Origin of the sequence: Agrococcus sp. HG114 (assembly GCF_024723325.1) — a bacterium.
Lineage (GTDB): Bacteria > Actinomycetota > Actinomycetes > Actinomycetales > Microbacteriaceae > Agrococcus.
The window spans coordinates 1-10,650 of sequence record NZ_JANQCH010000078.1 but is presented as its reverse complement, the minus strand read 5'-3'; the positions used below and the strand labels follow the sequence as shown (position 1 = coordinate 10,650).

Annotated in this window: 9 protein-coding genes and 1 tRNA gene; 5 read left to right on the top strand and 5 right to left on the bottom strand. The window is 73.3% G+C overall.

Annotated features, from left to right (window positions below; genetic code table 11):
- Both NWP09_RS08720 and NWP09_RS08715 read right to left on the bottom strand, forming a co-directional pair.
- The coding region (locus NWP09_RS08720; protein ID WP_258275130.1) for a hypothetical protein at positions 1-431 on the bottom strand (431 nt) is incomplete at its 3' end.
- A 50-nt stretch (positions 432-481) separates the two neighbouring features.
- Positions 482-1,954 (bottom strand): zinc-dependent metalloprotease, encoded by a 1,473-nt coding sequence (locus NWP09_RS08715; protein ID WP_258275129.1) that lies wholly within the window; start codon positions 1,952-1,954, stop codon positions 482-484.
- 20 nt (positions 1,955-1,974) lie between these two features.
- On the opposite strand from NWP09_RS08715, the gene NWP09_RS08710 reads away from it, so the two are divergent.
- The 4 genes from NWP09_RS08710 (at position 1,975) to NWP09_RS08695 (ending at position 7,230) form a co-directional block, all read left to right on the top strand.
- Positions 1,975-3,111, top strand: coding sequence for a PDZ domain-containing protein (locus NWP09_RS08710; protein WP_258275128.1), 1,137 nt, complete (start codon positions 1,975-1,977; stop codon positions 3,109-3,111).
- Between the two features lie 82 nt (positions 3,112-3,193).
- Complete coding sequence (locus NWP09_RS08705; RefSeq protein ID WP_258275127.1) at positions 3,194-6,148, top strand: UPF0182 family protein; 2,955 nt, start codon at positions 3,194-3,196, stop codon at positions 6,146-6,148.
- A 50-nt stretch (positions 6,149-6,198) separates the two neighbouring features.
- Positions 6,199-6,272, top strand: a tRNA-Met gene (locus NWP09_RS08700).
- A 202-nt stretch (positions 6,273-6,474) separates the two neighbouring features.
- Positions 6,475-7,230 (top strand): class I SAM-dependent methyltransferase, encoded by a 756-nt coding sequence (locus tag NWP09_RS08695; protein ID WP_258275126.1) that lies wholly within the window; start codon positions 6,475-6,477, stop codon positions 7,228-7,230.
- A gap of 8 nt (positions 7,231-7,238) precedes the next feature.
- On the opposite strand, the gene NWP09_RS08690 is transcribed toward NWP09_RS08695, so the two are convergent.
- Together NWP09_RS08690 and NWP09_RS08685 are read right to left on the bottom strand one after the other, a co-directional pair.
- The gene (locus NWP09_RS08690; RefSeq protein ID WP_258275125.1) at positions 7,239-7,955 is read right to left on the bottom strand and encodes an AIM24 family protein; all 717 of its coding nucleotides are present in this window, start codon (positions 7,953-7,955) and stop codon (positions 7,239-7,241) included.
- Positions 7,952-8,257 carry a thiamine-binding protein gene (locus NWP09_RS08685; RefSeq protein ID WP_258275124.1) on the bottom strand — a complete coding sequence of 102 codons (306 nt, stop codon included), beginning with the start codon at positions 8,255-8,257 and terminating at the stop codon, positions 7,952-7,954. Before NWP09_RS08685 ends, NWP09_RS08690 begins: the two co-directional genes overlap by 4 nt.
- Positions 8,258-8,361: 104 nt before the next feature.
- Here NWP09_RS08685 and NWP09_RS08680 point away from each other — a divergent pair, with 104 nt between their 5' ends.
- On the top strand, positions 8,362-9,156 hold the full coding sequence (locus NWP09_RS08680) for a carbon-nitrogen hydrolase family protein (RefSeq protein WP_258275123.1): 795 nt from the start codon (positions 8,362-8,364) through the stop codon (positions 9,154-9,156).
- A gap of 3 nt (positions 9,157-9,159) precedes the next feature.
- On the opposite strand, the gene NWP09_RS08675 is transcribed toward NWP09_RS08680, so the two are convergent.
- On the bottom strand, positions 9,160-10,368 hold the full coding sequence (locus tag NWP09_RS08675) for an aminotransferase class I/II-fold pyridoxal phosphate-dependent enzyme (protein WP_258275122.1): 1,209 nt from the start codon (positions 10,366-10,368) through the stop codon (positions 9,160-9,162).
- Positions 10,369-10,650: the final 282 nt, after the last annotated feature.

The following is a 10,650-nucleotide window of genomic DNA, read 5'->3' as shown; positions in this document are numbered from 1 at the left end:
AGCTGCACCCACGCGTCGCCGACCACGACCGGCAGGTGCGCGAGCCCGGACTCGAGCAGCCGGTCGCGCTCGCGGTAGGGCAGCCGCCACGGGGCGACGGGGACCACGACAGCGTCGTCGGCCGCGCGGTGCCCGGCGCGGTCGAGCGCGCGGTGCAGCTCGAGGGCGAGCGGGATGCGTCCGCGCACGCGCGCGGGCACGGGCGCGGGCAGCGGCTGGAGGGCCGGGCCGAGCGCCTCGAGCAGCGCCGCGGCCGCCTCGTCGCCGAGCACGTGCTCGAGCTCGCGGCGCACGACGCCGCGCGTCAGCAGCGCGATGCCGCGGAGCGTCTGCTCGTCGGCGACGAGCTGGGCGACCGGCTGCTGCGCGCCGATCGAGATGCGGTCGGGGGCGCTGCGGAAGACGGCGAGGTGCGGATCGAGTCGGAGCATGGCCGCATGGTGCGGCAGGACGCGGATGGGCGTCGCCCGCTCTCCACAGCTCAGGCGCGGGAGCCGCCCTGCGGGTCGTCCGGCGCCTCGTCACCCGGCGCATCCTCGCCCGGCTCCTCACCGGGCGCGTCGCGGCCAGGCTCCTCGCGCGGTCCGTCCGCCTCGGGCGCCGGCTCGGCGCTCGCCTGCGGGGACTGCTGCGGCGCCTCGCCGCGCTCGGCGTCGTCGAGCAGCTCCTGCAGCGCGAGGTCCATCTCGTCGAGCTCCCCGACGCCGCGCAGCCGCGCGATGACCTGCGAGGGGTCGTCGATGTCCTCCGACGCGGGCATGAGGTCGGCCTGGTCCCACAGCGAGTCGCGCGCCTGCGGGCCCACCGCATCCGTCACCGCGCGCCAGAAGGCGGCCGCCTCGCGCAGGCGGCGCGGCCGGATCTCGAGGCCCACGAGCGTGCCGAAGGCCTTCTCGGCCGGCCCGCCCGTCGCGCGCCGGCGGCGCACCATCTCGGCGATCGCCTCGCGCTTCGGCAGCCGCGCCGTCGCCGTCTCGGTGACCGCGTCGACCCAGCCGTCGATGAGCGCGATGGTCGTCTCGAGCCGCGCGAGCGCCTCGACCTGCTCGGGCGTCTTCGGCGGGATGAGCGCGCCGCTCTTGAGCGCCTCGCGCAGCTCGTCCGGGTTCGTCGGGTCGAACGACTCCGCGAGCTCCTCGAGCCGGTCGACGTCGATGCGGATGCCCTCGGCGTACTCGCGCACGGCGGAGAGCACGTGCAGCCGCAGCCAGCGCGCGTGGTGGAACAGCCGCGCGTGGGCGAGCTCGCGCGCCGCCATCCAGATGCGGACCTGGTCCTCGGGGATCTCGAGCCCCTGCGCGGCGGCGCGCAGGTTGACGGGCAGCAGCGCCGCCGTGTCCTCGAGCAGCGGGAAGCCGAAGTCGCCGCCCGCGACGGTCTCGCCCGCGAGCTGGCCGACGACGTTGCCGAGCTGCATCGCGAACATCGTGCCGCCGACGTTGCGGAGGATGCGCTCGGCGCCCGCGAGCATCTCCTGCGCCTCCTCGGGCGCGTGCTCCTGCATCGCCCGGGTGAGCGCGTTCGCGATGCTGTTCGCGACCGGCTCGCTCATCTCCTGCCACACGGGGATCGTCGCGTCGACCCACTGCTGGCGGGAGAGCAGCCGCAGCTCGCCCGCGGCCGCGCCGATCTCGGTCGTCTCGCCGAGCCACAGCGCCGCGAGGTCGGCGGCCTGCCGCACGGCGTCGCGCTCGGCGCTCGACACCGAGCCCGGGTCGCGCTGGACGACCGCGGCGGCCTGCCGCTGCGCGGCGGACCAGTCGATCCCGTCGTCGGTGCGGGCGAGCGCCGCCTGCAGCTGCGCCATGAGCGCCTGCAGCTGCGCCGGATCGCTCGGGATGCCCGCGGCGCCGGCGAGGCGCGACGGATCGATCGGTCCCTGCCCGGAGAGGAACTGCTGCAGCATCTCCCGCAGCTCGTCCTCCGGGCGACGGTCCTCGGGCTCGTCAGGCATGCGACTACGCTAGCCCCAGCATGTCCGAGCCCGCCGGGTATCCGCCCATCCAGCCCTCCGCCGTCCGCGAACACCCGCTCCGGCCGAGGTTCCCGGATGTCCGGCCCCGCCGCGTCCGCCGCGCCGGCTGGGCCGGCCTCGCCGTCGCGGGCGCCGCATCCCTCGCGCTCACGTTCGTGCCGTCGCCGTACGTGGTGGAGGTGCCGGGCCCCACGTTCGACACGCTCGGCGCGACGGATGCGGGGGAGCTCATCGCGGTCCAGGGCGCCGAGACCTATCCGACCGAGGGCGAGCTGCGGCTGCTCACCGTGTCGCTGCTCGGCAACCCCCAGCGGCCGCTGTCGTGGGTGGACGTCGCCCAGGCCTACGTCGACCCGGCGCGCGGGATCATCCCGATGGACGCGGCGTTCCCGCCGTCGGTCTCCGTGCGGGAGTCGAACGAGGCGGGGCGCATCGAGATGCAGAACTCGCAGTCGGCGGCGGTCGCGGCGGCGCTGCTGCACCTCGGCGAGCCGGTCGAGAGCGACGTGCGCGTCGCGGGCGTCATCGACGGCTCGCCCGCTGACGGGCTCCTCGAGGAGGACGACCGCATCCTGCGCGTCAACGGCGACACAGCGTACGACGTCTACTCGATCCGCGCCTCCATCGCGGCGGCCGAGGGGCCGACGACGTTCGAGATCGAGCGCGACGGCCAGCCGCTCACCGTCGAGGTCACCCCGGCGACCGAGGGGCAGCAGCGCATCGTGGGCATCTACCCCGCGAACGAGTTCTCGTTCCCGTTCGAGGTCGACATCCAGCTGCCGAACGTCGGCGGCCCGAGCGCCGGCATGATGTTCGCGCTCGGCATCATCGACGAGCTCACCCCCGGCGCGATGACCGCCGGCACCCGCTGGGCGGGCACCGGCACGATTGCCGCGCTGGGCGACGTCGGGCCCATCGGCGGCATCGTGCAGAAGATGCACGGCGCGGTCGACGCCGGCGCGACGCACTTCCTCGCGCCCGAGGGCAACTGCGCCGAGGTCGTCGGCCACGTGCCGGAGGGCCTGACGGTCTACTCGGTCGCGACGCTCGACGAGGCGCTCGCCGCGATCGAGACCGTCGCGATGCAGGGCGACACCTCCGTCCTCCCCACGTGCGAGGCCGAGCCAGGCTCATAGGCGCGGCCGATAGCATGGCGGCTCAGCCCGACGAGCCCCCACGAGGAGCACAGCCGACGTGTCCGCCAACGCCGATCGCCCCATGCCGATGACCGCCCCGAGCCGGAGGCGCCCCTCGCCGCTGCTCGCCACCGTGCTGGTCGTGGGCGCGATCATCGCCGCGTTCGTCGTCTTCTCGGGCTTCTACGCCGACATCCTCTGGTTCGACCAGCTCGGCTTCCTGCAGGTGCTGCAGACGCGCTGGCTGTCGATGCTCGTGATGTTCGTGCTCGGATTCCTCGGCATGGCGGTGCCGCTCGCGCTCAGCGTGCAGATCGCGTTCCGCTCGCGGCCCGTGTACGCCCAGCTCAGCTCGCAGCTCGACCGCTACCAGGAGCTCGTCGAGCCGCTGCGGCGCGTGGGCATGTGGGCGATCCCGGCGGTGCTCGGGCTCTTCGCGGGCATCGCCTCGGCCTCGCAGTGGGAGACGGCGCAGCTGTGGCTGCACCGCAAGCCCTTCGGCGAGACCGACCCGCAGTTCGGCTTCGACATCGGCTTCTACGTCTTCGAGCTGCCCTTCTACCAGCAGGTCGTCGGCTTCGCGCTCGCCGTCCTGTTCATCTGCCTCGTCGCATCGCTCGCCACCTCCTACCTCTACGGCGCGATCCGCATCACGGGCCGCGAGTTCCGCATCTCCCGCTCCGCGCGCATCCAGCTCGCGGTCATCGCCGCCCTCTACATGCTCGCGCTCGGCGCCTCCATCTGGCTCGGCCAGTACGCGTCGCTCGCGCAGCCCTCGCAGGGCTTCCTGGCGGCCGGTGCGGGCTACACCGAGGTGAACGCGAGCATCCCCGGCGCGCAGATCATGGCCGGCATCGCGGCGCTCGTCGCGGTCTTCTTCATCGTCACCGCGGTCATCGGCCGCTGGCGGATCGCGATCGTCGGCACCGCGCTGCTCGTGGCGTCGTCGCTCGTCGTCGGCGTCGCGTACCCGGCGATCGTGCAGCGCTTCCAGGTCGACCCGAGCCCCGTGACGTTCGAGGCCGAGTACATCCAGCGGAACATCGACGCGACCCGTGCCGCGTGGGGCGTCGACGAGATGATCGAGACGCCCTCGGCCGCGAGCACCGACGCCGAGCCGGGGGCGCTGCGCGCCGACGCCGAGACGACGGCGAACATCCGCATCATCGACCCGGCGCTCGTGACCGACGCGTTCGCGAACCTGCAGGAGTACCGGCCGTACTACGGCTTCGGCGACCAGCTCGACGTCGACCGCTACCAGATCGACGGCGAGACGACCGACACCGTCATCGCGGTGCGCGAGCTCGACCTCTCCGGCCTCGACGAGGACAGCTGGTACAACCGCCACATCCGCTACACGCACGGCTACGGCGTCGTCGCGGCGTACGGCAACCAGCGCGGCCCGGAGGGCCAGCCGGTGTTCCTCCAGGCGGGCATCCCGACGAGCGGCGCGCTCGGCGAGTACGAGCCGCGCGTGTACTTCGGCGAGTCGACGCCCGACTACTCCATCGTCGGCGGTCCCGAGGGCGCCGACCCGATCGAGCTCGACTACCCGCGCTCGACCGAGGAGGGCAGCGGCAACGCGATGACGACGTTCTCGGGCGACGGCGGGCCGAAGCTCGACAGCATCCTCAACCGGCTCGTGTACGCGATCAAGTTCCAGTCGGAGCAGATCATCCTCTCCGACGCCGTGAACGACGACTCGCAGATCCTCTACGACCGGCACCCGCGCGAGCGCGTCGCGGAGGTCGCCCCGTACCTCACGCTCGACACCGACACCTATCCGGCCGTCGTTGACGACCGGCTCGTGTGGATCGTCGACGGCATGACGACCTCGTCGTCCTTCCCGTACTCGTCCCACCGCTCGGTCGCGCAGACGATCGTCGACAGCACCAACCCGAACCCCGGCTTCACGCCCGGCGACGTCGTGAACTACATGCGCAACTCCGTGAAGGGCGTCGTGGATGCGTACGACGGCTCGGTCACGCTGTACGCGTGGGACACGGAGGACCCGATCCTGCAGGCGTGGCAGGAGATCTATCCCGGCACGATCCGGCCGATGAGCGAGATGTCGGGCGACCTCATGAGCCACGTGCGCTACCCGGCCGACCTCTTCAAGCTGCAGCGCAACATCCTCGGCGACTACCACGTCACGAGCCCCGCGACGTTCTTCTCGGGCGAGGACCAGTGGACGACGCCCGCCGACCCGACCGTGCAGACGACCGGGCAGACGACCCCGCCGCCGCAGCCGCCGTACTACCTGACGATGTCGGTGAACGGGCAGGATCCGGCGTTCACGCTGTACTCGACGTTCATCCCGCGCGACGGCCGCGAGGTCCTCTACGGCTATCTCTCCGTGAACGCCGACGCCGGCAGCACGGACGGCGAGGTGGCCGACACGTACGGCCAGCTCACGCTGCAGATGCTGCCGAAGGAGGACTCGATCCCCGGCCCCGGCCAGGTGCAGAACAACTTCGACACCGACAACGAGGTGTCCCTGCAGCTGAACATCCTGCAGGAGGGCTCCACCGAGGTCATCAACGGCAACCTGCTGACGCTGCCCGTCGGCGGCGGCCTGCTGTACGTGCAGCCGGTGTACCTGCGCTCGACGGGCGCGACGTCGTTCCCGGTGCTGCGGAAGATCCTCGTGGCCTTCGGCGATGAGATCGCGTTCGAGGACACGCTCGACGAGGCACTCGACTCGCTCTTCGGCGGCGACTCCGGTGCTGACGCGGGGGACTCGGACGTCGACCCGTCGACCCCGGAGCCCGACCAGCCGGGCGACCCGGACGCCGGGCTGCAGGCGCAGCTCGACGCGGCGCTCCAGGAGGCCGTGACGGCGATCCAGGAGCAGCAGGCCGCGTACGCCTCCGGCGACCTCGTCGCGGCCGCGGAGGCGCAGGTGCGGCTCAACGCGGCCGTGCAGCGCGCGGTCGACCTGTCGGCGCAGATCGAGGGCACGGCGGTGCCCGAGGGCGCGCCTGAGCAGTCCGCGCCGCCGCAGGAGCCGGCGACGACGGAGACGACCGCCCCGTAGCCGCCCGGTTTGCCGTTCCCCCTCGCGGCTGATAGAGTCTCTTCTTGTGCCGCGGGGTGGAGCAGCTCGGTAGCTCGCCGGGCTCATAACCCGGAGGTCGCAGGTTCAAATCCTGTCCCCGCAACGAAGTCCGCGAACTGCGGCACACGAAGAGGCGCCCGAGAGGGCGCCTCTTCTGCGTCTGCCTGCAGCGAGGCGCCCGAGAGGGCGCCTCTTCTGCGTCTGCCTGCAGAAGAGGCGCCCGAGAGGGCGCCTCTTCTGCGTCCGGGGCCATCGCCTTGAGCGCGCTCTACCGTGGCCTCCGGTCGCGGCGTACGGTGACCCGCATGGGCTTCGCGGTCTCCGCCGACGCGTACGACCGGTTCATGGGCCGGTTCTCGCGACCGCTCGCCGCGGTCTTCGCCGACTTCGCCGGCGTCGCCGGCGGCAGCGCCCTCGACGTCGGCAGCGGCACCGGCGCGCTCACCGAGGAGCTGCTCGCGCGCGGTGCGTCGGTGTCGGCGATCGACCCGTCCGAGTCGTTCGTCGCCGCGATGCGTGAGCGGTTCCCCGGCGCGGAGGTCGCGCAGGGGCGCGCCGAGGCGCTGCCGTTCGACGACGGGCGGTTCGACGCGGCGCTCGCGCAGCTCGTCGTGCACTTCATGGCGGATGCGGCGGCGGGCGTCGGGGAGATGGCCCGCGTCACGCGGGCGGGCGGCACCGTCACCGCGTGCGTGTGGGACCACGCGACCGGCCCGCTCGGCACGTTCTGGGCCGCGGTCGCCGCGCTGCACGACGGTCCGGGACGACCGCCGTCCGAGGCGGCGCGCGTGGGGTCCCACCGCGGCGACCTCGAGCGCCTGCTCGTCGGCGCAGGGCTCGGCGACGTGCGCGAGGCGCCGATCGCGGTGCGCGTGCGCTTCGGCTCCTTCGATCAGTGGTGGGCGCCGTTCGAGCTCGGCGTGGGCCCGGCCGGCGACCACGTCGCGGGCCTCGACGGCGCCGGGCGCGAGCGGCTGCGGCTCGCGTGCCGCGACCGGCTGCCGGACCCGCCGTTCGAGGTGGAGGCGACCGCCTGGTCGGCCCGGGGCATCCGCCCCTGACTCCGCGGCTACTCGAAGAGGCCGCCGAGGCCGCCGCCGCTCGAGACGCCGCCGTTCGAGCCCGACACCTGCTGCCTGCCCTCGCTCGGCTGCACGACGACGAAGCCCGGGCCGTGGAACGCGAGCTGGAACGCCTCGCCCGTGCCGCCGCGCAGCATCGAGCGCATGTTCATGCTGCTCACGACGCTCGGGCTCAGGTTCGCCGACCAGCACACCGCGGCGTTCGGGTCGACGAAGGTCGGCTGCCGCGAGCAGTCGAGCAGCATCGGGCTGCCCTCGCACGCGACGCCGACCGTGCCGCGACCGCCGATCTCGACGTTGAAGAGCCCGCCCGCCATGACGTTGCCGCTGCGCAGCATCCGGATGTCCCACTGCAGATGGGGGTCGAAGGCGAGCAGGTTCTTGCCGCTCACCGAGAGCCCCTCGTCCTCGAGCTGCACCGTGAAGACGTTCGCGGCGTCGCGCGCGAGGAAGACCTCGCCCTGGCCGCGCACCCGCATGAGCGGCGCTCCCTCGCCCGTGACGAGCTTCTTGAGCATGCGCGCGGCTCCCGCGCCCTCGTGCTGGAACTCCATCTGCCCCTGGTAGGCGACCATCGCTCCCTTCGCCGCGAGCACGTCGGCACCGTGCCCGATCGAGATGCGCAGCATCTTGCTCGACTGCTTGACCCAGCGCTCGGTCGACTGCGCCTCCTGGTTCGCCTCGGCGAACAGCTCCGATCTCATGCCTCTCCCTCCAGGGCCCGCTCGAGCCGCTCGACCTTGCCGTCGAGCTCGCCCGTCCGACCGGGGCGGATGTCGGCCTTCAGGACGAGGGATGCGCGCGGCGAGAGGGCGAGGACGGCGTCGGTCGCGCGGCGCACGACCGCGAACACCTCGTCCCACTCGCCCTCGATCGTCGTGAACATCGCGTCGGTGCGATGCGGCAGCCCGCTCTCGCGCACGACCCGCACGGCCGCGGCGACCGCGTCGTGCACGGAGCCGTCGGGGCCGGCGGTGCCGGGCGCGACAGAGAATGCGACGAGCATGGTGCTCCCTTCGTCGGTCGCATCCTCGCATCCGCCGGGCCGCGCGCGCCAGCGCGGCGCACCGGCCCCGCTGCGCCGGTCGCCGCTCGCCGTAGGCTGGGCGCATGAGCGAGGGCATGCTGACGGCGGCGGCGGTGCAGCTCGCCCCGACCGAGGACGTCGAGGCGAACCGCACCGCGGCCGCCCGCTGGATCGATCGCGCCGCCGATCGGGGCGCGCGCCTCATCGTGCTCCCCGAGTACGCGCAGCACTGCTCGGCCGACCTCGCCGCGACCGCCCCCGCGGCCGCCGAGCCGCTCGACGGCCCGTTCGTCTCGATGCTCGTCGAACGGGCTGCCGCCCACGAGGCGCTCGTCGTCGCGGGCCTCGTGGAGCGCCACGACGACGGCGTGAGCAACACCGTCGTGGCCGTCGACGCATCCGGCATCAGGACGGCGTACCGCAAGGTGCACCTCTACGACGCGTTCGGCTCGCGCGAGTCCGACTGGCTCACGCCCGGCGACCCCGCGCAGCTGCCGGTCGTCGACGCGCTCGGCACGCGCATCGGCATCGAGACCTGCTACGACCTGCGCTTCCCCGAGGCCACGCGACGGCTCATGGATGCGGCGGCCGACGTCGTCGTCATCCCCGCCGAGTGGGTGCGCGGGCCGCAGAAGGAGCGGCACTGGACGACGCTCGTCACGGCGCGCGCGATCGAGTCGACCGCGCACATCGTGGCGGCCGACCAGGCGCCGCCGCTCGGCGTCGGCTGCTCGCTCATCGTCGACCCGATGGGGATCCCGCTCGCGGCGCTCGGCGACGGCGAGGGCATCGCGCTCGCGCAGCTCGACCCCGAGGCGACCGCCGCGACCCGGCGGCGCAACCCGTCGCTCGCGAACCGCCGATACCGCGTGGCGTGACGCTCAGCCGGCGGGCTGCAGCGCCGCGCCCTTGAGGCTCGCGAGCTGCTCGGCGGCACGGTGGAGCGTGTCGTCGGACTTGCAGAACGCGAAGCGCATCGTCGAGCGCAGGTCTCGGCGCGAGGGCCGCGCGAACGCGGCCAGGGGCACGCCGACGACGCCGGCGAGCTCCGGCAGCCGCCGCGCGAGCGCACCGGCGTCGTCGATCCCGAGCGGCGCGGCGTCGGCGAGGACGAAGTAGCCGGCCATCGCGTCGTTGACGGCGAAGCCCGCCTTGCGGAGGCCGCGCGTGAGGATGTCGCGCTTGCGGGCGAACGAGTCGACGATCGTCTCGAAGTGCTCGTCCGGCAGCCGCAGGCCGACCGCGACGGCCGGCTGGAAGGGCGCGCCGTTGACGAACGTGAGGTACTGCTTCACCGCGGTGATGTGCGCGATCCGCTCGGGCGCGGCCATGATCCAGCCGATCTTCCAGCCGGTGACGGAGAAGGTCTTGCCGGCCGACGAGATCGACACGAGCCGGTCGCGCGCGGACTGCAGGGTCCCGATCGGCACGTGCCGCTCGTCGTAGACGAGGTGCTCGTACACCTCGTCGGTGACGATGAGCGCGTCGCGCCGCTCCGCGACGCGCACGATCGCCCGCATCGCCTCCTCGGTGAAGACGGTGCCCGTCGGGTTGTGCGGGGAGTTCACGAGGATCATGCGGGTGCGCGGGCTCGTCGCCCGCAGGAGCCGGTCGGGGTCCGGCTGGAAGTCGGGCGCCATGAGCGGCACGGGCACGAGCACGGCGCCGGCGAGCGCGGCGACCGCCGCGTAGGCGTCGTAGTAGGGCTCGAAGACCACGACCTCGTCGCCGGGGCTGAGGTAGGCGAGCATCGTCGCGGCGAGCGCCTCCGTGGCGCCCGCGGTGATGAGCACGTCGCCGCGCCCGAGCCCGATCCCGTAGAAGCGCCGCTGGTGCTCGACGATCGCGTCGATGAGCTCCGGCGCGCCGCGGCCCGGCCCGTACTGGTTGCGGCCGTGGTCGATCGCATGCTTCGCGGCGTCGAGCACGGCTCGGGGGCCGTCCTCGTCCGGGAACCCCTGCCCGAGGTTGAGCGCGCCGGTGCGGCTCGCGAGCGCCGTCATCTCGGCGAAGATCGTGGGCGCCAGCGCGCCGTCGGCGCCGAGCAGCCCTGCGCCCGCCGCCGTGCGCTGCCATGGTGCCTGATGCATGCTCCGACGCTACTCGCTCCCCGGTGCGAACGGACGACATTGCGATCGCTGAGGAATCGCATGGATTCGAGTGGCATCGTCGAGGGCATGACGAACCCGTACGACCCCGCGCAGCCCGCCCGGACCCCCCACGACCGCGTGCCCAACCCGATGGCGCCGCCCGCCGCGCAGCCGTTCGGGCAGCCGTCGTGGGGCGGCGCGCCGGCGTCGACGCCCGCGCCGTCGTACGGCCTCCCTGGCCGGTCTCGTATACACATCTGACGCTGCCGACCACCCCTTACC

Excerpts from the sequence above, each read along its gene's own strand:
- NWP09_RS08690 (WP_258275125.1), bottom strand. The coding sequence starts at position 7,955 with ATGAGATCGGAGCTGTTCGCCGAGGCGAACCAGGAGGCGCAGTCGACC.
- NWP09_RS08675 (WP_258275122.1), bottom strand. The coding sequence starts at position 10,368 with ATGCATCAGGCACCATGGCAGCGCACGGCGGCGGGCGCAGGGCTGCTC.
- NWP09_RS08685 (WP_258275124.1), bottom strand. The coding sequence starts at position 8,257 with ATGCTCGTCGCATTCTCTGTCGCGCCCGGCACCGCCGGCCCCGACGGC.
- NWP09_RS08695 (WP_258275126.1), top strand. The coding sequence starts at position 6,475 with ATGGGCTTCGCGGTCTCCGCCGACGCGTACGACCGGTTCATGGGCCGG.
- NWP09_RS08715 (WP_258275129.1), bottom strand. The coding sequence starts at position 1,954 with ATGCCTGACGAGCCCGAGGACCGTCGCCCGGAGGACGAGCTGCGGGAG.
- NWP09_RS08710 (WP_258275128.1), top strand. The coding sequence starts at position 1,975 with ATGTCCGAGCCCGCCGGGTATCCGCCCATCCAGCCCTCCGCCGTCCGC.
- NWP09_RS08680 (WP_258275123.1), top strand. The coding sequence starts at position 8,362 with ATGAGCGAGGGCATGCTGACGGCGGCGGCGGTGCAGCTCGCCCCGACC.
- NWP09_RS08705 (WP_258275127.1), top strand. The coding sequence starts at position 3,194 with ATGCCGATGACCGCCCCGAGCCGGAGGCGCCCCTCGCCGCTGCTCGCC.